17 protein-coding genes and 3 riboswitches are annotated in these 21,793 nt (G+C 50.5%); of the genes, 8 read left to right on the plus strand and 9 right to left on the minus strand.

The window, feature by feature from the left end:
- The first annotated feature begins 217 nt into the window (after positions 1 to 217).
- The 6 genes from ACOBQJ_RS08050 (at position 218) to ACOBQJ_RS08075 (ending at position 7,091) form a co-directional block, all read left to right on the plus strand.
- Positions 218 to 1,492, plus strand: coding sequence for a sensor histidine kinase (locus tag ACOBQJ_RS08050; protein WP_421071231.1), 1,275 nt, complete (start codon positions 218 to 220; stop codon positions 1,490 to 1,492).
- A complete protein-coding gene (locus ACOBQJ_RS08055) occupies positions 1,482 to 2,177 on the plus strand; it encodes a response regulator transcription factor (RefSeq protein WP_421071232.1) in 696 nt (231 codons plus the stop codon). The genes ACOBQJ_RS08050 and ACOBQJ_RS08055 overlap by 11 nt, the downstream gene beginning before the upstream one ends.
- 191 nt (positions 2,178 to 2,368) lie before the next feature.
- Positions 2,369 to 3,697, plus strand: a complete 1,329-nt coding sequence (locus tag ACOBQJ_RS08060) for a glutamine synthetase family protein (protein WP_421071233.1) — start codon at positions 2,369 to 2,371, stop codon at positions 3,695 to 3,697.
- Positions 3,698 to 3,791: 94 nt separating this feature from the next.
- Positions 3,792 to 5,138, plus strand: coding sequence for an NADP-specific glutamate dehydrogenase (gdhA, locus tag ACOBQJ_RS08065; RefSeq protein WP_421071234.1), 1,347 nt, complete (start codon positions 3,792 to 3,794; stop codon positions 5,136 to 5,138).
- Positions 5,139 to 5,177: 39 nt separating this feature from the next.
- Positions 5,178 to 5,348, plus strand: a complete 171-nt coding sequence (locus tag ACOBQJ_RS08070; RefSeq protein WP_421071235.1) for a hypothetical protein — start codon at positions 5,178 to 5,180, stop codon at positions 5,346 to 5,348.
- A gap of 252 nt (positions 5,349 to 5,600) precedes the next feature.
- Entirely contained in the window at positions 5,601 to 7,091 is a 1,491-nt protein-coding gene (locus ACOBQJ_RS08075; RefSeq protein ID WP_421071236.1) for an IS1634 family transposase, read from the plus strand.
- Positions 7,092 to 7,336: 245 nt separating this feature from the next.
- Here ACOBQJ_RS08075 and ACOBQJ_RS08080 read toward each other — a convergent pair whose 3' ends face one another.
- The 9 genes from ACOBQJ_RS08080 to ACOBQJ_RS08120 form a co-directional block, all read right to left on the minus strand.
- Positions 7,337 to 8,500 (minus strand): putative sulfate/molybdate transporter, encoded by a 1,164-nt coding sequence (locus tag ACOBQJ_RS08080; protein WP_421071237.1) that lies wholly within the window; start codon positions 8,498 to 8,500, stop codon positions 7,337 to 7,339.
- A gap of 226 nt (positions 8,501 to 8,726) precedes the next feature.
- Complete coding sequence (locus ACOBQJ_RS08085) at positions 8,727 to 9,560, minus strand: uridine kinase (protein WP_421071238.1); 834 nt, start codon at positions 9,558 to 9,560, stop codon at positions 8,727 to 8,729.
- 38 nt (positions 9,561 to 9,598) lie between these two features.
- The gene (locus ACOBQJ_RS08090; protein WP_421071239.1) at positions 9,599 to 9,820 is read right to left on the minus strand and encodes a hypothetical protein; all 222 of its coding nucleotides are present in this window, start codon (positions 9,818 to 9,820) and stop codon (positions 9,599 to 9,601) included.
- Positions 9,821 to 10,221: 401 nt separating this feature from the next.
- A complete protein-coding gene (locus ACOBQJ_RS08095; RefSeq protein WP_421071240.1) occupies positions 10,222 to 10,965 on the minus strand; it encodes a hypothetical protein in 744 nt (247 codons plus the stop codon).
- Between the two features lie 37 nt (positions 10,966 to 11,002).
- Positions 11,003 to 12,115 carry an ABC transporter substrate-binding protein gene (locus tag ACOBQJ_RS08100; RefSeq protein WP_421071241.1) on the minus strand — a complete coding sequence of 371 codons (1,113 nt, stop codon included), beginning with the start codon at positions 12,113 to 12,115 and terminating at the stop codon, positions 11,003 to 11,005.
- A gap of 25 nt (positions 12,116 to 12,140) precedes the next feature.
- The gene (locus tag ACOBQJ_RS08105) at positions 12,141 to 12,950 is read right to left on the minus strand and encodes an ABC transporter ATP-binding protein (RefSeq protein WP_421071242.1); all 810 of its coding nucleotides are present in this window, start codon (positions 12,948 to 12,950) and stop codon (positions 12,141 to 12,143) included.
- On the minus strand, positions 12,951 to 13,964 hold the full coding sequence (locus ACOBQJ_RS08110; RefSeq protein ID WP_421071243.1) for a FecCD family ABC transporter permease: 1,014 nt from the start codon (positions 13,962 to 13,964) through the stop codon (positions 12,951 to 12,953).
- A gap of 74 nt (positions 13,965 to 14,038) precedes the next feature.
- Positions 14,039 to 14,851, minus strand: a complete 813-nt coding sequence (locus tag ACOBQJ_RS08115) for an Ig-like domain-containing protein (RefSeq protein ID WP_421071244.1) — start codon at positions 14,849 to 14,851, stop codon at positions 14,039 to 14,041.
- Positions 14,852 to 14,883: 32 nt separating this feature from the next.
- Positions 14,884 to 18,963 carry an S-layer homology domain-containing protein gene (locus ACOBQJ_RS08120; RefSeq protein WP_421071245.1) on the minus strand — a complete coding sequence of 1,360 codons (4,080 nt, stop codon included), beginning with the start codon at positions 18,961 to 18,963 and terminating at the stop codon, positions 14,884 to 14,886.
- A 103-nt stretch (positions 18,964 to 19,066) separates the two neighbouring features.
- Positions 19,067 to 19,187, minus strand: a riboswitch (molybdenum cofactor riboswitch).
- A gap of 30 nt (positions 19,188 to 19,217) precedes the next feature.
- A riboswitch (molybdenum cofactor riboswitch) is annotated at positions 19,218 to 19,335 on the minus strand.
- A gap of 181 nt (positions 19,336 to 19,516) precedes the next feature.
- Here ACOBQJ_RS08120 and ACOBQJ_RS08125 point away from each other — a divergent pair.
- Both ACOBQJ_RS08125 and ACOBQJ_RS08130 read left to right on the plus strand, forming a co-directional pair.
- Positions 19,517 to 19,960: a HutP family protein gene (locus tag ACOBQJ_RS08125; protein WP_421071246.1), complete on the plus strand. Its 444-nt coding sequence runs from the start codon at positions 19,517 to 19,519 to the stop codon at positions 19,958 to 19,960.
- 175 nt (positions 19,961 to 20,135) lie between these two features.
- The gene (locus ACOBQJ_RS08130) at positions 20,136 to 21,173 is read left to right on the plus strand and encodes a C-terminal binding protein (RefSeq protein WP_421071247.1); all 1,038 of its coding nucleotides are present in this window, start codon (positions 20,136 to 20,138) and stop codon (positions 21,171 to 21,173) included.
- Between the two features lie 419 nt (positions 21,174 to 21,592).
- A riboswitch (molybdenum cofactor riboswitch) is annotated at positions 21,593 to 21,711 on the plus strand.
- The last annotated feature ends 82 nt before the right edge of the window (positions 21,712 to 21,793 follow it).

Raw genomic sequence — 21,793 nt, forward strand, 5'->3', positions numbered from 1 at the left:
AATTAAAGGCATAATTTAAAGCAAATGATTTTGTTTATGTTAATAAAATGGAGGATATTGCAGATTGGTTCACGAATAATAAAAAACTCTGTTATTCGAATTATATATTATACAACCCCATATTTTTGAATTAATCACGAGTCTTGCTATTATATTAATCGGGCAAAAGGCTTATGCCTTGTCGTGTTATGCCGTCTTATAAGGAGTCAGGTATAATATGAATAAAATTTCAAAAATTGATTACCCTTTTGATATTTCAATTAAAATGCTTTACCTGGCCGGTAAAATTCTGCAAGAGCAGGGCAATTTTGAACGTATTCCCAACTGGCTTGTGGAAACCATGGGTATTAACAATGCAGCCATGGGAATCAGGATGGAAAAGCACTTTATAGTTTACTTTTCCCAGGCAAACCGGGAAAAAGAAAAAGGATCTATGGAAGTGCCCGTGGAAACACTCTGGTGCTCACGCCAGGATTCATTTGCCCACAGGGACGTGCCGTGCCTTATTTTGGATTGCCCGGTGCGGCAGGAGATGGTCTGCAGGAGCAAACTCCCCGGCCTTGATATAATGTGTTTCCCCATGTCCGGCAGGAAAGGCTTTTTAATGGTATGCGGCGAGGCCCTGCTGCTCAATTCCTTCCCCGTTTCAGAAATACTCAAGGCGATAACCCATATCGTTGCCTGCAGCCTGGATACTATTAACAAAAACAAGAAATCCGCCTCATACTTTCTTCCTTCCGAGGATATGGCTCAAATGTGGTCGGAAATGCTGGCGGGATTGTCCCACGATCTAAGAACACCCCTTTCCTGTATCAAGGGCTATATCACAACCCTGATGCGGGAAGACGTTGCCTGGGATCCTGCAGCGGAAAAAGAATTCATGAACATTATTGTTGAGGAAACTGACCACATTGAAAGTCTGATCGATAATTTGCTGGATTCCTCCACCTTTAGCTGGAAAGGTGAAATGGAACTAAAAAAAGAACTCATTTCGATACCCCAAATAGTAAACAAGGTACTCAAGGATCAATCCTACCGCAATAAAAACCATGATTTCATCGTTAATTTCCCGAAAGATTTCCCGCTGGTAGAAGCAGACTCAAACAGAGTTGAGCAGGTGCTGCGCAACCTGGTGGATAACTCTGTTAAATATTCCAAAGAAGAGACTAAAATTGAAATCAAGGGCAAAGTGACAGCTATTGAGGTTGTTGTCTCGGTCTCTGACCAGGGCATCGGCATTAACAGCGAGCATTTGAAATGGCTGTTTGAAAAATTTTTCCGGACAACTGACGGCATCCTGGAAAACAAAAAGGGTATTGGCCTGGGTCTGCCTTTGGCCCGTCAAATAATCCTCAGCCATGGCGGCAGGATCTGGGCTAAAAGCAAGGTCAACCATGGTACAACTCTTTACTTCACACTGCCCACAGGCAAACACACAGATGAACCTGATGACTATCCACAGGGCGGTGGGGAGGTTCAATATGAAACGTAAAACAATCCTGATCGTGGATGACGAACCCCGCCTGGTGCGATTGGTTAAAGTAAACCTTCTGGCCAGCGGTTATAACGTCAGCACCGCCTCTGACGGGAAAACCGCCATTGAGATGCTGGAAACAACCAGCTTTGATCTGATGATTTTAGATATTATGCTGCCCGGCCCTTTTAACGGTTTTGAGGCATGCAAAAGAATCCGTGAATTCTCCGATATCCCGATTATTATGCTTACGGGCAGAGCCCGTGAACAGGACCGGATCCGTGGATTCGACGCGGGGGCGGATGATTATATAACCAAGCCCTTTAGCGTCGAGGAATTGCTGCTTCGGGTCAAAGCGATCCTCAGGAGAGCTCACCCGTCAGAAGAATTTCCAAAGGGCTCAATCTATAAGTTTAGCGATTTGGTGATCAATTTCGCCCAGAGACGAGTCTTTGTCAGAGGCCGGGAGGTGCGGCTTACCGCTACAGAGTACCAGATCCTGTACCACCTGGGTTGTCACGCGGGAAAGATAATTACACACGAGGACCTGCTGACCCGGGTGTGGGGCAGCGAATACCGCAACGAGCTCCATTACCTGAGAAACTATATCAGCAGCCTGCGCAAAAAAATTGAAGATGATCCCGGAAACCCAGTGTACATTATCGGAATCCACGGTATTGGCTACCAGCTGGCATTAGATTGATAAATATTATAAAATTTCATAAAAACCACACTCTGCCGAAAAACATGGCTGGGTGTTTTTTTTATGAAATTTTTATATTTAGGCTGCTGTCTATTATGACTTTTTTATGATAAATCCATTAGATTAAAACAAAAGGGATTCTTGTGTCCATTTTTAAAGGCACAAAAATAATATTTGTATGGGAGGTAGAAATGCTAACCCGTGAAGACGTCCTGGAAAAAGCAAGAGAGGAACGCGTTAAGTTCCTGCGTTTGCAATTCACCGATATTTTCGGCGCATTAAAAAATATCGCTGTAACATCTGAGGATATGGAAAGGGCTATGGCCGGCAAAGTGGCATTTGACAGCGCCGTGGTTGACGGAGTTGTCAGCCAGCAGGAACAGGACATCGTCCTGCTGCCGGACCCTTCCACTTTCCTGGTACTGCCCTGGCGTCCCCGTGAAGAAGCCGTGGCCCGGTTTATCTGTGATGTGGCGAATCCGGATGGGTCTCCCTACCCCGGCTGTTCACGCAGTGTTTTGAAACGGGTGCTGGCTGAGGCATCCGGCATGGGGTTTGAAACCTGGGTGGGCACGGAGGTGGAATTTTATCTTTTTTACACGGACGATGACGGCAACCCGACCACCAATACCCATGACCGCGCCGGATACTGCGACCTTACGCCGGTCGACCTGGGTGAAAACGCCCGCCGGGACATGGTGCTGACCCTGGAAGAAATGGGGACCGACATCGGCTTCAGCCACCATGAAAAAGGGCCCGGCCAGCATGGAATAATATTAAAACCGGACAACGCCCTGGCTATCGCAGACAAGCTGGTAACCTTCAAATTCATTGTGCGCACCATTGCCCAACGTTACGGGCTGCATGCTTCCCTGATGCCCAAACCCCTGAACGACAGGCCGGGGTCGGCCCTGCACCTGCACCTGTGCCTCAACCACAAAGATCCCGGAAATTTTGGCGATGAGAAGCAGCCCGAACAGACCGGCCAGGAAATCGGCCACTTTATAGCAGGCGTCCTTGCTCACGCCCGCGCCAATACCGCCATCACCAATCCGCTGATAAACTCATACAAGCGCCTGGTCCCCAACAGCCTGACCATGCCCGTGAATGTTGCCTGGTCGGAAGAGACACGCAATTCAGTGCTGCGGGTAGTCTCTCATAAAGAACCCGAGCTGCGGGTAGAAGTGCGCAACCCGGATCCGGCGTGCAACCCCTATCTTGCCCTGGCTGTTATTTTAAAAGCGGGACTGGAGGGAATCCGGCAGAAACTTCCACAGCCGCCCCCCCTCGCTGAAAACATTTTTGAGTTTGACGAGAATAAAAAACAGAGCGCCAGGGTTGACTGTCTGCCTCACACCCTGGGAGAGGCCTTGCAGGAACTGGCTTCCGACCAGTTGGCCAGGTCTACCCTGGGCGAATATATCTACCGGCGTTTCGCAAGGGTCAAGGGTGAAGAATGGGAGCGTTTCCAAACATTCGTACACCCGTGGGAACTGCAGGAATATCTTTCACGCTTCTGATAACCGGCCGCATGTACCGGGCCGCAGCTGCGTATCGGACCAGCCTTTGAAAGCAAGTAATACCAAAAAATATATAAATAAGGAGGTTTTATTATTGGGGCAGTCACAAAAAGTTATTGATGAGGTAATGGCACAGGTAAAAAGAAGGGATCCAAACGAACCTGAGTTTCACCAGGCGGTTTTGGAAGTATTGGAATCTTTGAAGCCTGTCCTCGAAAAACATCCTGAGTTTGCAGAATCCGGTCTGTTAAGCAGAATCGTGGAACCGGAGCGGCAAGTTATGTTCCGGGTACCTTGGTACGACGACCAGGGACGGATACAGATGAACCGCGGATTCAGGGTCCACTTCAACAGCGCCATCGGACCTTACAAGGGCGGCCTGCGCTTTCACCCTTCCGTAAACCTGGGCATTATTAAGTTTCTTGGCTTTGAACAAACATTCAAAAATTCACTGACCAGCCTGCCCATTGGCGGCGGCAAAGGCGGGAGCGATTTTGATCCCAAAGGGAAATCAGACAGCGAGGTCATGCGTTTTTGCCAGAGTTTCATGACCGAACTTTTCCGGTATGTCGGAGCTGATGTGGATGTGCCTGCCGGCGATATCGGAGTCGGCGGCCGGGAAGTGGGATTTTTATACGGCCAGTACAAAAGGATTACCATGCTGTACCATGGAGTCCTTACAGGCAAAGGCCTGACCTACGGCGGCAGCCTGGCCAGGACCGAAGCCACCGGTTACGGGCTGCTGTATTTTCTTGAGGAAATGCTTAAGGATAACGGGAAAGAAATTGCCGGCAAGACTGTGGTTATCTCCGGTTCCGGCAATGTAGCCATCTACGCGGTGGAAAAGGCCCAGCAAATGGGCGCCAGGGTAGTGGCCATGAGCGATTCCAACGGCTACATATTCGATCCGGAAGGGATCAAGCTGAACACCGTTAAACGGATAAAAGAGATTGAAAGAAAGAGAATCAAAGAATATGTGAAGGACCATCCTTCTGCCCAGTACTACGAAGGTTCAAAGGGGATCTGGACGATCAAGTGCGACATCGCCCTGCCCTGCGCCACACAAAACGAGATTGACGAGGAGTCGGCCAAAATACTGGTCACCAACGGAACCTGGGCTGTGGCGGAAGGCGCCAATATGCCGTCAACACCGGGGGCAATAAAAACATTCCAGGATAACGGGCTCCTGTTTGGACCGGCCAAGGCTTCAAACGCCGGCGGAGTCGCCACCTCGGCCCTGGAAATGTCACAGAACAGCATGAGGCTTTCCTGGACATTTGAAGAAGTGGACGCCAAATTACAAGACATTATGGTCAACATTTACCGTCAGATCAGCGGAGCAGCCAGAGAATACGGCTGCGAGGGCGACCTGGCGGCGGGCGCCAACATCGCCGGTTTCCTCAAAGTGGCCAATGCCATGATGGCCCAGGGTGCAGTTTAGAATATAAAAAACTCTAAGGAAATTTAGGGAGGTTTTATAATGGATCAATGCCGGGAGGCTTATGTTGACCCCTGTACTGAATGCGCCCAATTAGAGAACTGCAGCCCCAGTATGTGCCAGAAACTTAACGACCTTGAAAGTGAACTGCGCGAAGTGAAAATGATCCTGCAGGAGCTGGTTGATAAAGTAAAATATTATTACGGCATCTAAGTAAAAACAATTATTACACAGCCAGTCAAGTGACGAGACAGGGGCTTTTATGCCTCTGTCTCATTTTAGTCGTGGGACGTGGGTCGTGAGTCGTGAGTATCCGGGTAATACCTGACTTGACCGCTTTTTGTGAATTGCGAACCTTTCATGCCAAAAAAACCTTGAAAAATAGGCATTTTGCTATAGCGTCAGGGCAAAAATGTATGCACTAACGGGGTGGTTACTAACGGCATTTCGGTATACAATCAACGTATGCCAGCTTATATCCGAAAAGTAAAAAGCAAAAGCGGCGCGACCTCTGTCCAGATCGAGTACAAACGCGGGCGTGAGCGTACCGCTATCGTGCACATCGGGACGGCTCATAACGACGCCGAACTCAAGCTTCTCTGCGCCTTGGCCCATGTGAAGATGCACGAAGGCCAATTGTCCCTCGCTTTTGACCTTCCGAAACAAAGCGACAGGGAGGCGCGGCTTAAAAGGTCGTATTCGGGGCTGCTATGGGACGTGCTGAACGGCGTATACGACACGCTCGGGTTTAACGCGGTAGACGACCCTGTTTTCAGGCAACTCGTCCTCGCGAGGATCATCGAGCCAGCCTCCAAGCTTGACACGATCCGCATCCTTGACGGGCTGGGTCTTGACGCGCCGTCCAATACTTCCATCCATCGCTGCTTGAAACGGATTGTCGACAACAAATACAGGGACGCCGTCAGCGGCATGTGCTTTAAGCGAACCGCCAAGGCCGCTCTGACGCTCGTCCTCTACGACGTGACCACGCTATATTTCGAGATACAGAAAGACGACGAATACAGGAAGCCGGGGCTTTCGAAAGAGCGCAGGCTCGAGCCGCAGATCACGGTCGGACTGCTGGTCGACAGGTCGGGCTTCCCGCTCGAAATCCAGAGCTTCGAGGGCAACCGCGCTGAAGTCAAGACGATTGTCCCGGTGCTCGCGGGTTTCAAGGAGCGCCACGGGCTTTCCGGCATCACGGTCACTGCTGACGCCGCCATGCTTTCCGCAGGGAACATCGAGGTTCTCGAGCGTCTTGGGTACCACTACATCATCGGGTCGAAACTCGCGAAGACGCCGTACGAAATAGAAGTGCACCTGTCGGGAGACGAAGATTTCGAGGACGGCCAGATCTTTGAGTCGAGCAAGACAGTCACAATCGACGGCAAGCGCACAAAACGCCGGGAGATTTTCCAGTATCGCCAGAAACGGGCCGCGCTCGACTTGTCGAACATCGACAAAACGGTTGCGAAGGCGCAGAAGATTATCGACAAGAAGGCAGACATCAAGCGGAACAGGTTTCTGAAAATCACGGGTGACAAAAGGGAGATCAACCTTGCGCTTGTTGAGGAGGCCCGCCGCCGGGCCGGCATCAAAGGCTACCTCACAGACCTGGGCATCCCGGCGCAACAGGTGATTGACGCGTACCACCAGCTTTTCCAGGTAGAGAAATCTTTCCGCATGTCTAAGTCCGACCTGAAGGCCAGACCCGTCTTCCACCACAAACGGGACTCAATCGAGGCGCATCTGACGATTGTGTTCACGGCGCTCGCAGTCGCGCGCCATATCGAAGCTCGGACTGGAATCAGCATCAAGAAGTTCGTCAAAACGCTTGAACCAGTCCGGACCGGTGTCGTTTCGGTTGGAAGTGACACGTTTGAACTAAAGCCGGAAATTCCGGATGCGGCTTCGTCGCTTCTCAGAAGATTGTCATCCGGTAGAAGTATGCACTAATTCGGTCAAGTCGGGGGACGTGGGTCGTGAGTCGTGAGTATCCGGGTAATACTTTGCAGGGCGGGTTTTCCAACCCGCCATTTTTGTTCGCTGAAGCCGAACCTACAATTCTCACGTCTCATAAGACAACTGTTTCAACACCTTGGAGGTGAAAAATGTGTCGGCTCTCTAGCTAGAGGATGTTAACCTCTGCTCTTTTTATTGTCTTTAACATGGCGATATTGTATGAAATAATAAAACAGGACTTAGACCTTGAAGACCTTTCTCTTAATCAATTCCTGCATCACAATTCCTGCCACGAAGCCGGCGCCCATATTCCAGGCCGCAAATCCGGCGGTAACCAGCAGGGTGTAATAATCACTCTTTTCTCTCCCCACGTCACGAGCTGTGACAGCAAGTTCCAAGCCCGCGAAAAACAAGATTACACCCAGCACGCTTGAGGGAAAAATATTAAATAACAACAGTACCGAACTGCTGAAACAGAGTGCAACAGTTAACAGAAAAATACCCAGTATGATCAGAGAGCCGCCGGTCCGGGCGCCGAAACGCACGTGTCCGGCCATGCCACCGGCTCCGTGACACATGGGGACCCCGCCAAATAACGGTGAAAACAGGTTTAAAATCCCCTGGGAAATAGCTATCTTCTTTTCGGTGACCGGCCGTTCGGGAAAAAGCCTGTTGTTTTCTGCTGTAATAGCTATAACAGCATTGCCAAAGGTTAACGGCACCTGCGCGATACCCAGGACGAGCGCGCCCTTTATGAAGTCCTGCCATGTAACCTGCCCCAACACAAAATGAGGCAGCTGGAAATCAAAACGGATACCGGATAATTCATAATAAAGGCCGGGGTTTTTAATCAGCGCCGCGACCACTCCAATAATGATCAGCACAAACATGGCGGGAACCCGCCTGCTGGTCAGAAGCATAAATGTTATAGCCAGTGCGATCAGCGCTACAATTAAATCGGACTGCATCATACGGATACCCTGTAATATAAAAGACAGGCCCAGGCCTAACACAATCCCCCTGACTACAGGCTTGGAGATGAATTTGGAGATAGAGTCAAGCATACCTGTCAGCCCCATGGCCAGCCAGAATACCCCCGTAAATAAGCCCGCTCCCCAGACCATGCCGGGAGTAACGGCGGACACCTGTGTAATCGCGGCGCTGCCTATAGCTTTCATGGGCTGGACCGGAATAGGCGTTTTATAATACAACCCTGAGCAAATTAACATAATGCCAAATGTAAAAAGTATGCCCAGCGGGTCTATCCTGGTCACCATAATATAGCCGATTACAAAAGGGATAAGTGTTCCCAGATCTCCAAAAGCGCCGGCAACCTCGTAACGGTCAAAGCGGTTGCGCAGTTTTTGTTCTGGTTCAGCTGTGGTTCCCGCTCCTTCTGGCACTGAAATCTGAATCCCCCCTTAATATGCGACAGTGGGGACGGTTCTCATTGTCGCATTAAAATTTTTTTGATCATCTATATTATAATTCAATAATGCAAGCGGTGATTCCTACCCGTAGCAAAGCTGTAATTCCTGCCTGCATAAAAACGACCAACCGGATAACCGGCTGGTCTTTCTAAAATATACACAAATTAAACTTTAATTGTTATGTCTGACGCTAGCTCAACTACTTATCCTTATATATGATTGTTCCAACATGTTCGCCGTTTAAAGCCCTGGTGATGCTGCCCTCTTTCAGTCCGTTGATGATCTGGATCTCGCTGATGTTCTGGGAGCGGTTAAGCAGTTCCAGCACCACCCTTTCCACAGCCAGGTCGTCCTGTTCCCTTTCCAGTAACTCAGCGGCTCCTATCCTGGGAATAAATTCAGCGTCAGGGTATAATTTGGGGTTGTCTGAATAAAGGCCGTCCACGTCCTTAACAAATATGCACTGCTTCGCGCCTATTACCTCGGCCAGCAGAAACGCCCCCACATCAGTGCGGTTGCTGGGGATCCGCCCCTCTTCGGGTGGGTGCTCCCAGTAACCGTACGGCGGCATGCCGTGGATAACCGGTATGCATCCCTGGGCAAAATAAGCGCCCAGTTTGGGGATGTCGTCGTGGCCAACTTTAATACCCCCGTGAGGGCTCAACAGCACGGTCAGCATCAATGCGTTCTGCTCAGAAATGCTCTGCCCTAGTTTTGAAATTATACCGGTGGGCATACCCAGTTCCATGGCTATAGCGTAAACATGCCTGGAACGTGTCCCGCCGCCGGTGGAAATGATCATTTTATGTTTCTTGGAGTTTTCAATAATTTCTTTTATTACCGGCAAAACCGCCTTGGCTCCCATGTCAGTTATGCTCTGTCCGCCAATCTTTAATATATTTACATCCGGGAGGACCCTGAAGGTCTTACCGTATTCCAGGCTCTGCAAAAAGCTCCTGCCCACCAGGGTCTCGCCCATCAGCTTGCTCTTGATATGCAGCCTTTTGCTGTCTCTTTCACGGATTAAGGCCATGATGCTAATTTACCTTCCTATTCAATCTATTCCTATTCCTAGTCTTCGTCCTCATCTTCATCGTCTTCGTGTTTGCCGGCTTCCAGATATACTACTTCCGCTCCGATCATTGCGGCAATCTGCTCAATTTCATTTTTCCTGATATGCTTCACTTTAATCCTCAGGTCAGTTCCCACCGAGCCGACAAAAGCAAACCGGGGTTTTTTCTCGCCTTTTTCCACTTTACGCCGTTCACGCACAAACAGTATGGTTTTTCCCATTTTGTCAGTCCTCCTTTTAGTTAAGTATCCTTACACTTTAATATAAACCATTTTTGTCTAATACCATTCAAATCCATACAAATATTTTCATTATATGATAATTATACATTATAATAAAAACTTATTAAAAATTTATTAATATAAGGTTAAAAAAATAAGGCCGGTTTTGCCGGCCAATGCAGTCGTGAGTCGTGAGTATCCAGGTATTGCGTTGTAGGGCGAAATTTATCCCGCATTCCAATCGGGGACATTATGAGTCTTGGGTCGTCAGTCGTGGTTAGTTAGCATGAGTATATCCTGCATTCTCTATTTCGATGTGTTTCCTGTTGTAGGGCCGGCTTCAGCCGGCCAATGTGCGGCTGAAGCCAACCTACAATTCACGTCTCATACCTTACGTCTCATTAGAATTTTTTCAGCTGCTCCTTGGTACAGGTCTGCCAGCGGGCGCCGCCGTTGTTTGATCCGGTGGGATACACCGGCATCACGACCTTGCCGCCCATTAAAACCGCCTTTACCTTCTCGCCCAGCCTGACCAGGTCATGGTCGTTCAACATTTGGCCTTCCAGGCTTTGCACAATTTTTACACCGGTCTGCAACTTAATTTCACTGACTGAGACCTCGTCATCTATTTTCCCTATTTTCAGCCTGCCCCTGAGGCGGCCGTCGTTGCCGCTGAGGCGCAAACCGGTGCCGGCCAGGGCGCCAATTACTCCGCCGCCGGTGCCGCCATGCTCGGATAGGTGTATTCCCAGCTGGCTGGCCAATTGGTAAGCTTCTTTCTTAGTCAATACAGTGCCTTTCGCTTTAAAGCCAAATTCAATTAGCCGTTCGGGCTCTTTCAGCTTATCCGGCACAACCACGCACAGGCCCGGGTCAGAACCTTCAGCGCTTTCACGGATTAAAAAATCAGAAGCGTAATTGATTAAACGCTCAAGATTTGCCCCATCCAGGTCAACCCCGAAACACATCGAACTGTTATGCGATGTATACGGGATCCCTGAATGGACATACAGCTGGTGGCGGCTGATCGCCTCGCACATGCCCCACCCGCGCTCTTCAATGTCACCGATTATTTTGTAAGCCAGTTTCCCCGTGCCGATGCTTTCAAGGTTGTCTGTATCGTCGATGCACACAAGCACCCGCATATAAAATAACCCCCCTTTATAAATTTTAAAGCGTTACTCAATTGCCCTCGCCTTTTGGCGCTCTCATCCCCTTGCCGCTCAAAACCTGGGCGGCCACCTGGTCGGATATGGGGTAGTTGAATATCTCCCGGTAAAAATACTTGGTTTCAGCCAACAGGTCTATATCGGAGAACAGTTCAGGATAAAGAGTTTTGGCAGTCCACAGGATAGCCAGCGGGGTCTCCAGCGAGCCTGGGTGCCCCCAGCGGGATATCCCGACCGGCATCTGGTATACCTTGTTGTTCTTGACCGCACTCAGAGACGACCACTGTGTGTTGGTCATAATATAATCGGCCACACCAGCTTCATTTACTATGATTACGTCCGGGTCCCATAGCAATATCTGCTCCAATCCCGCAAAATACTTGTCTTCTAAAAATTTCAGCTCCTCATTGACCGAAACGTTTATCGCCCCGGCCGCCTGGGTCCAATCCGCCGGCAAAGTGTTCCTGGCATCGGTCCTGGTGGCTTCATTGACAGAGTGGTAAACCCTTACCCTTTCATCCAGGGGGATGTCCTTCACCCTTTCCTGCACCCTGTCAATACAGCGCTGGTAATATTCATTATATTTAAGCGCCCTTTCTTTCTCCCCTACAGCCTGGCCGATCATTTCAATAATGAACATCTGCTCTTTCATATTTCTGTAATCGATAACCATGTAAGGAATGCCGCTATTCTCCAGCTTGGACTTCTCACCTTCATTAGCCGCGGTTTCCGTCCTGATGAAGACCAAGTCTGGCCTGGCTTTGATCAGTTCTTCCAGGTTGACTGCCCCGCCGGAGGCAGGCACCAGGGCGTCACCTATACCCGGGTACAGTTCCCGCATGATCACATCCCTCTTTAATCCCTCAACAACAGCGACGATGTCGTCACCCCTGCCCAGCATGGCCACCACATGCCCCGAGAAGGCGTACAGACACCCGATCCTCTCCACTTTATCCGGTACTGCCACCTGCCGCCCGATGAAGTCCGTCACAGTTACAGCGCCCTGCTTTTCAGGCGCCCCGGCCCCGTTCCCTGACGGGTTGTCTTTGGCACATCCGGCAACCAGCAGTAATACCAGCAGGCAGGCCGTCAAGATAAGAACAAGCGACGATTTCCTTGTATTCATTACAGTTAGTCCTTTCATGTAGAAATCAGGATATGGTGCTAATGGGGATAATCTGTTTTAGTTCCGCGCCGCTGCCGATATTGCATGATACTACTTTGGCGTTGATATTGTACAATAACATTAAATTTTCTTCAGATATAATGTCAGCCGGGCGCCCGACCTGGGAAAAAGTTTTCTGGTCCATCAAAGCAACTGATGTTTTAATATTGTTGTTTTCAAAATAAAAAGCATGGTTGGGAAAATGTGTCGCCATAATGATGGACAAGTCAGTATCATTAATCAGTTGAACAATCGTTTCCAATACGGTAAGCTCGTGTTTAAAATCAAGGTGGGCTGTCGGCTCATCCATTATCATCAGGGGTGTTTTTTGGGCCAGTGCCCTGGCGATCATGACAAGCTGGCCCTCCCCGCCGCTAAGCTGGGTGTAAGGCCGGCTTTTTAGCCTTGTTAAGCCTACCAGTGCGAGAGCTTCTTCAGCAATAACAACGTCTTCATCAGAAGGCGAAGAGAAGATCCCGGTATAAGCAGCCCTCCCCATGAGGACCACATCCAGTACCGTATAGGGAAAGGTCTTGTTGTGGGCCTGGGGTATATAAGCTATCTGCCTGGCAATTTCGTGCGGCCGCATTTTCTGAATGCTGCTGCCGTTAATCAGGACATCGCCCCGCCTCAGTTTCAATATTCCCAGGATCGTGTCCAGGAGAGTAGTTTTACCGCAGCCGTTGGGACCGATAATACAGAATATCTCACCTTTTCCTATTTTAAAACCTATGTCTTTAAATATATCCTGATGGTTATAGCCGAAGGAGGCGTCCTTTAATTCAATTAATGGCATCTACCAGCCGCCCCCTTTTGTTTTTTTCAGCAGGTAGACAAAGAAAGGTCCTCCCACTATAGCTGTCAGGATGCCCAGGGGTATTTCCGAACCGGTGATCACCCTTCCCATGTTATCAACCAGGAGCATAAAACACGCGCCGAGGGAAAGGCTCGCCGGTATCAGCACCCTGTTGTCGTTGCCTACCAGCATACGTCCGATGTGCGGGATAACCAGCCCCACCCAACCGATAATGCCGCTTACGCATACAGCCCCGGCGGTGGCCAGGGTGGCGCAGAATATAACGATACCTTTGCTCAGTGCCGTATTGATTCCGAGGGAGCGGGCTTCCTTGTCTCCCATGGAAAGGACGTTTATCCGCCACCTGATCGCAAACAGGCCGGCTATGCCTACAGCCATCGGGATACCGGCCACGGCAATATCCTGGAAGCGGGCTGACGCCAGGCTTCCCATCAGCCAGAAAACTATTGCCGGCAGCTGGTCATACGGGTCCGCGACATATTTGGCAAATGAAATTAAAGCTGAAAAGACCGAGGATACGATCACCCCGCCCAGCACCAGCATAATCGCCGGGGTGGTGTTATATACCCGCCCGATCATGTAGCTCATTAATACCGCCAGCCCGCCGAAACAAAATGCGAATATATATATATATGAAGTTGTGCTGAAAATCAATATTGCCAGCGCAGCCCCAAAACCAGCCCCGGAACTGACTCCCAGGATGCCGGAGCTCACCAGCGGGTTGCGGAACAACCCCTGAAAAGAAGCCCCGCTGATGGCCAGGCAGCCGCCCACCAGGGCGCCTAAAATAGCGCGGGGCAGGCGGATGTCCCAGACAATGGAAACGTAGGTGTCCGGTAAATTACAGTATCCCAACGTTAATTTGCTCCACAGTATTTCTATTATTGCCGGCAGCGGCACATGGTACCTGCCGATAAAAAGGGAAAGAAATATAAAAACAAGGGGGCTGAGAAACAGTATGGCGTATATGGCTTTTTTTCTGACAGTGTACACCCCCGCAAAAGTGATTTCCCGCCGCATAATATATATGTGTAACTATACGGCGGTTTTAAATTTAATCCTTAGACCTATTTCTTTCTCCTGGAGATAACATAACCCGCCGCAATAAGTACCAGGGCGGCAATAGCTAATATCCATGCAGCCGCGCCGGATCCCTGGCCCCCTCCGGGCTGCTCAGAATTAACGGTCTCCCCCTGCCCGCCGCTTTCTCCAGCTGCGCTTTCCGCCCCGGAACCCGCTGTATTACCAGCGGTGGATACAGCGGGACTGCCGCCCGCGGAGACGGCGCCGTCAGTCGCGCCAGTATTATTGCCGCCCTGGCCTGCCTGCGCGGCCTGCGGATCTGCCGTGCCGGCCGGAGGAGGACTGCCCGGGTTTTGCGGAGTGGGATTATTATTAACAGAAGGCGCCGTATTGTCTTTAGCCGTGATAAAAGTGATCGTTAAGTCACTGCCCATATTAACGCCACTCTTGGCCTGAAGAGCCGACGACACCTTAACGGTATAAGCGGCGCCAGGCTTAAGCTCCTGCAGCGGCCTCAGGGCTACATCCCTTTTTTTCTCCGGCTCGATCTGGTCGTCAGCCATGATTACCTCTACCGGGACCTTGCTGCCGTCCGCCGCGTAAAGCGAAAAACAACTCAGGTTGTTGTCGCTCACCGTCATGTTAACCACGTTTTTATTGAAAGTCATACTGATTAACAACGGCAGCGAAACGCCTGTCTGCCCGTTATAGGGGCTGGACGAGTCCAGCCTGAGAGGTTCACCCTGCCCCCCTCCCGACCCGTCGCCATTACCGGCAAAAACCGGCAGGGCAGTCATTAGCATCACAATAACGATCATTACAAAAGTCAAGCTCAATCTTCTGTTACAGTAAAACATGTTTTTTACCCTCCTCCGCTATACTTTTTAATTTAAGGGGCTGTGAAAGAAAAAGGGCTGCCAATTTTCTTGGCCTGGTCGTTCTGGGTAACCTGTACGGAAATCCCGTCGCCTGCGTCGATGGCGGCCGGCAGAGCCACATCAAAGTAATACTTACCGTCAGCGTCAGTGGTTGTGCCACCTCTGGTCAGCGTTTCGGTAACCGTCACCGTGCTCCCGTCCACTGTGTAAGATTCCGCCGTCGTTGCATCACTGTTTGTAACTGTCACTTCTATCTTCATGTTTTTCGAAATGTTGGTCATCAGGTTGTTGTACTGGTCTCTTAAGGTCACGGTTATGGTGCTCGTCGTCCCCTCGGCCAGGGCGGGGCTTATCTCCGCTGTCGAGTTGGCTGCGCTGATATTCGACAAAGCCACGACGGTGACCCCTACTTCCGGCTGCGGCGTTACCCCGGCAATGGACACGGTCAGGGTGTTGGTCCCGGCTGTCGTGACTTGCCCGGCGGCGATGGTTACCGTAGCCGCGCCGCCTGTGAATGCCGCGCTGCCGCTGTACACCTCGCCGTCCAGGTCGCTGGTCACGGTTACAGTAACGTTCCCCTCCAAGTTTACGCCGCCTGTGTCTTTGGCCCCAGTGATGCTGAGGTCAAACGCCGCGCCCGCCGTCTTGCTGCCCGCGACCGCCAGCTCCGCGCTCGCTTCGCTCAGATCTCCGCCGCCACCGCTGCCGCTGTAGCTGAAAGTGCTGCCAATTGCCGTCCCGTTGTTCTGGGTCACCTGCACCGTTATTCCGTCCCCAGCGTCGACTGTCGCCGGCACTGTCACGTCAAAATAAACCTTGCCGTCCGCGTCCGTGGCCTCGCCCGCCCTGTCCAGCGGCAGGGCCGGGGTTGAGGTCAGCACATCCCCGTCCACAGTATATGATTCGGTTGTTGTACCGTCTGCTGCTGTTATCGTTACAGCTATCTTCAGGTTCTTGGTCGTACTGGCCATCGGGTTGTTGTACTGGTCTCTTAAGGTCACGGTTATGGTGCTCGTCGTCCCCTCACCCAGGGCCGGGCTTATCTGCGCGGTCGAGTTCGCCGAGCTGATATTCGACAAAGCCACGACGGTGACCCCTACTTCCGGCTGCGGCGTTACCCCGGCAATGGACACGGTCAGGGTGTTGGTCCCGGCTGTCGTGACTTGCCCGGCGGCGATGGTTACCGTAGCCGCGCCGCCTGTGAATGCCGCGCTGCCGCTGTACACCTCGCCGTCCAGGTCGCTGGTCACGGTTACAGTAACGTTCCCCTCCAAGTTTACGCCGCCTGTGTCTTTGGCCCCAGTGATGCTGAGGTCAAACGCCGCGCCCGCCGTCTTGCTGCCCGCGACCGCCAGCTCCGCGCTCGCTTCGCTCAGATCTCCGCCGCCACCGCTGCCGCTGTAGCTGAAAGTGCTGCCAATTGCCGTCCCGTTGTTCTGGGTCACCTGCACCGTTATTCCGTCCCCAGCGTCGACTGTCGCCGGCACTGTCACGTCAAAATAAACCTTGCCGTCCGCGTCCGTGGCCTCGCCCGCCCTGTCCAGCGGCAGGGCCGGGGTTGAGGTCAGCACATCCCCGTCCACAGTATATGATTCGGTTGTTGTACCGTCTGCTGCTGTTATCGTTACAGCTATCTTCAGGTTCTTGGTCGTACTGACCATTGGGTTGTTGTACTGGTCTCTCAGGGTCACGGTTATGGTGCTCGTCGCCCCCTCGGCCAGGGCCGGGCTTATCTGTGCTGTCGAGTTGGCTGCGCTGATATTCGACGCAGCCACGACTGTAACCTCTACTTCCGGCTGCGGCGTTACCCCGGCAATGGCCACGGTCAGGGTGTTGGTCCCCGCTGTCATGACTTCCCCGGCGGCGATGGTTACCGTCGCCGCGCCGCCTGTGAATGCCGCGCTGCCGCTGTACACCTCGCCGTCCAGGTCGCTGGTCACGGTTACCGCAACGTTCCCTTCCAAGTTAACGCCGTCTGTGTCTTTGGCCCCGCTGATGCTGAGGTCAAACGCCGCGCCTGCCGTCTTGCTGCCCGCAACCGCCAGCGCTGCGCCGGCGTCACTTAAGTCGCCGGTCCCTCCGCCGCCACCACCGCCGCCTCCACCGCTGCTTAAAGTTATCGAGGCGGACGCTGCCGACAGCGCGTTTTCAGTCGCGTTAACCCCGTCAGCCACAGAAAGGACAAAAACTTTGTAAGAAACGTCCTCGGTAATGGGGTCCCCATCTACGTCTTTTGCGTCTGCGTCGAGCACTACAGTATAGCTGGGAGCGTCCTCGATTTTATCCACTGTCGTAAAATCAGTTACGCCGTTCGCATCAGAAAGTGTAAAGGATGAGGCGCCAGCAGATTTAACTACCAGCACACGGTAAGATTCAATTCTTGTGTTTTGACCTCTAGGTCCGTCAAAGCTGACTTCCAGGTCTGAACCATCCCCGTTGTTGTCCACATCGTCAGCCGTGACGTTTGTAGCGGCAGGCGCGCTACTCGAACCGGACCACATCACAGTGTTATTACCTGAAATTATGAATGGGTATTCACAGGTTATCTCATATTCAATATCATATTCGTACGGGGTGGTCGCGATAAAAGCGTTCCAAACTTTTCCGTCCTCGCCGTTGTTCCTTTTAGCAATATTAATCGCGTCATCACCGTCAGCCATGATTTTCCCCTCAAGCGCGTCAATGGTCGTTACAGTGTCAGTGTCAAACTTGAACTTGCCCAGGGTGTTCGTGGAATCGATATTGCTGATGGTTATCGTTCCAGTTGGTGTTCCGCCGCCACCTGTACCTGTTGTTACATCAACGTCCTCTGCTTTAACAACATTAATCGGTTCCTGCTCAAAAGTAGAGCCTGAAACATTGATTTTTGCAGTTTCAATTGTCCCCTGGCCTGTTACTGATACCGCCGCATCCAATGTCATAGTGCTTACTTTTGCGCCGGCCGCGATATCTATGACCGCTCCCGGCGCTGTTTCAGCTATTTCCATGTTGGTCACCGTGCCGCCAGTGATCTTTATTCTAGCTGCTTCGGCGGATACATTAACATTAGCAAAATTACCGTCCAGAGTTATCTCCGCGTCAGCCGGCGCCAGTTCCGTAACTGTCACCGTTTCAAACCCGGGGCCGCTTAAACTCACTTCTACCAGCGTGGCTCCTGATTCCAGCCGCACAATACTTACAGACGTGTTCCCGGAGGCGACAATCCTTACTCCATTTTTACCAACCGTTATATTGGGCAGCGAACAGTTTTCGAGCGTAACACTCCGGTTGCCGCCGCCTTTGATAACAGTGTTTCCCTGCACTATTACATTTTTTAGCGTAACATCGCCGTCGCCGATGCTTTCCGCCAAAAACAGGTTGCCTGTAATGACAATGTTTTGTAAGGTTACACCCGAGACACTGATATTTACACTGCCGTCAATCGTTTTCACACCGTCCGCGGGACCGTATGTACCCATACTGTCATATGTAACTGTTTCTACAGAAGCCATAAGTGCCCGGTCCAGCGTGGAAACCGCCTCCGCCCGGGTAATATGCCCCTCCGGTTGATATGTCTGGTCAGTATACCCGCTCATATAACCGGCGGCCACTACCGCTCCAATATAACCCTTGCTCCACTGCGGTATGTCAGCGTAATCAGCAAACTGGTTCAGCACTTGGTCGTCAGCTGAAACAGCAAGGTTTAATAGTTTGGTAATCATAACTGCAGCTTCCTGGCGCTTAATATTTTCATTTGGCCTGAAAGTGCCGTCGTCATAACCTGATATATAGCCGGCAGCAACTGCTTTGGCAACCCCTGCCGCAAACCAGTCTTTAGAAGAGACATCAGGAAAACTAACCGGTACGGTGGCGTTTTTTCCGAAAGCTCTGTTGGCCATAGTTACAAATTCAGCCCTGGTGATAGTGTTATCCGGCTTGAAACTGCCGTCAGGATAACCGCTGATGTATCCTTTATCCACCCAATCACTTATTTGTTTCTGCGCCCAGTGGTTTTGTATATCCGGCGGCGCCGCCAGGGACTGGCCGGTAAACATCAAGATCACTAAAGCAGCCAGCCCTATGGCAATTAAGATTTTGTTTTTTTCTTTCATTACAGCTTCCTCCCAAGTTTGTACTATTCAGTCTGATTTTTAACTAAAACCTCCTCCGCAAAAAAATGAATGCCGGGCTATATTGCGAAAGAAATAAGCCCGGCATAAAAATCCAAACTCTCCTTTTCGCAATGGAAGGCACATAAGTTTCCCCATGCACCCTGCCGGCCAAAAACCATAGCTTAAAAAGCTTTAGGCAATTTGGCTCGGAGAGAAAAATATTAAGTTATTAAAAAAGACAAAGCCCTATCTACCGGATAAAGCTTTGCCCTCCTTTCCACACTGGGAGGCATGACAGTTTCCCATCATACCCTTCGGCCGTGAAACCATGCAAATTGCTAAGGTTATCAAAGCTCGGAGAACATATGGAATTAAATTTAATAAATCAAATTTCAACATAAAAATCAAAATTCCTTCTAGATAAAATAATACAATTTAGTAAAAATTTTCTATTTATTTTAAAGAAAGATAAAATTTAATGTTAAAAGCAGGACTTTCAACCGATCTATTGTATTGTTTGAAGTAAAACTGATAAAAACGGGAGGCCTGGAACATGAGTGTTCCCCCGAGTATAGGCAGGATTGCGGTACTGGTTTCTATTGATACCCACGAGGATGAAAAGCGCCTGTTTCAAAAAGCTGAAAAGCACGGCTACCGGGTATGCAGGGGACGGGTGGGATCTATAGAGTCAGAAAAAATATTTGCCGCCGTGGAAACTGCCGCTAAAAGAAATACGCTAATCCAGGATCAGTACCGCGAGGAACACGCCTTGTACCACAGCGTGCTGGACGCGTTTCACGGGATCTGCCGCGGCCAGATAGCGCTGGGGAGCATTTTGAGAAGCGCCGGCCTCGTTTTCAGTATCGTCCGGGGACCGCGTATGGCAGGTGACGTGGCCGACGGCGAGTGGCTGGCAGTTGCCCTGTACGGGACCATAGGCGCCCCTATTAAGGGATACGAACATGAGGTCATGGGCCTGGGTATAAACCATATTTAAGTCCTTGCCAAATTATTCTCCTATCGCATATAATAAATAAAATTAAATATTTTTAAGCCCAAAGTCATTAGTTTTCAGGGGGCTGTAAAAGGAATATTTCCTTTTACAGCCTCTTTTCGTTTTTTTTCACTGGTTTTTTCTGGAGAAATAACTTTACTTGAAGGAGAGTCATGAAATGACAGCTAATGTTGTACAAAATCACCCCCTGGTATGGATCCTTGATGACGAGTTTGGAAATCATGATCTGGAAAATAAGCTGCTGCGCGATGCAGGTATGAAGCCGGTATACTCAACCACAAAAACTTTTGTCACAGACTACCCGGTATACGCGCAGCTGGCAGACGCCGTTATCCTGCAGGTCTCTTTCCGGATTAGCGACGACCATGTGATGGGGCTTGCCAGGTGCAGGGTCATCTCGGTGCTTGGGGCAGGATACGACAACGTGCCGCTTGAGGCCGCCTCCATGCGGAGGATACCGGTCTGCACGATACCGGACTACTGCGCCGGTGAGGTTTCGGACCATACCTTGGCTCTGCTGCTGGCTCTTTCCCGACGCATTACCGCTTTTGACACCGAGGTGCGCCAGGGATACTGGCAGCCTCTCCACAGCGGGGTGCAGTGCCTGGCGGGGCAGGCCCTAGGGCTGGTCGGCTTCGGCCGCATCGCCCAGGTTGTGGCACGCAAAGCGTCTGTCTTCGATCTCAGGGTGCTATCCTACGATCCATTCGTAGAATCCAGCGAGATGGCCTTGCACGGGGTAAGGAAAGCGGACCTTGACACCCTGCTTTCAAGTTCAGACTACGTTTCGATACACATTCCCTTAAGTTCATCTACCGAGCACCTTATTGGAGCGCGGGAACTGGCGTGCATGAAAAGAACTGCCTTCCTGATCAATACCAGCCGGGGCAGCGTGATAGATGAAAATGCTTTAAGCGAGGCGCTAAGAAGCGGGGTTATTGCCGGAGCCGCCCTCGACGTGATGAAGCATGAGCCGCCTGCTCCGGATAATTACCTTGTTAAAAGCGGGAAAACAATCATTACCCCTCATGCAGCCTATTACAGCGAGCAGTCGCTGAAGCGCCTGAGGACTACAGCGGTCGCAAATGTCCTGCAGGTGCTGGAAGGACGGCCTCCTCTGAACACTGTTAACTTCCCCGCCATAACTTTTACTGAAAAGGCTAATGAACCTGCAACAAGCATAGCGCACAGGTAAGACAAGCGCTATATGTAAGACAAAGGGTATTGCACTTTATAAGTTAGCAAGACAAAATAGGCTCCGCGAATAATGGAGCCTATTCGCGTTCAGAGTTGTTTGCATGGGGCTTGGTAATTATTACATATAATAATGGTTTATTTATCAAAAATGAACTTGAGTTTGCCAATTATTCGAGGTATATTCAACTATTAGCTACCATAGTTCATATTTACGATTTTCAATAGGTATTGACGCATTGTCATAATTTACATAAAGGTTTTTGGAGTTTTTAAGCAGAATAACAGTTCTCTGATTTGAAGTGCATTTTTGTTAAATGAATCCAAGTTCTTAAAGAAGGGGGGCTTTTTAAATTACGATGCAGAGTTGATGAAAAAACTAAATAGTTCCAGTGTTTTTATCGGATACCAACAACCAAAAACATATTAGCTTTCCGAGCCATCTGACCTAAGGCAGCAGCTACGGTTTTTTGGCCGCCGGGCGCACTATGGAAACAAATGCGCCTCCCATTTTGGAAAGGAAAAGTCCTAATAGATTAGTTATATGGAACTTGTCCTTTTTCAGAATGGGACAAGCTCTTATTTTTTTGGGCATGTTTATTTCTCTAAACTTGATCTGGA

It is taken from the genome of Pelotomaculum propionicicum, assembly GCF_048984525.1.
In the GTDB taxonomy this organism is placed as follows: Bacteria; Bacillota; Desulfotomaculia; order Desulfotomaculales; family Pelotomaculaceae; genus Syntrophopropionicum; species Syntrophopropionicum propionicicum_A.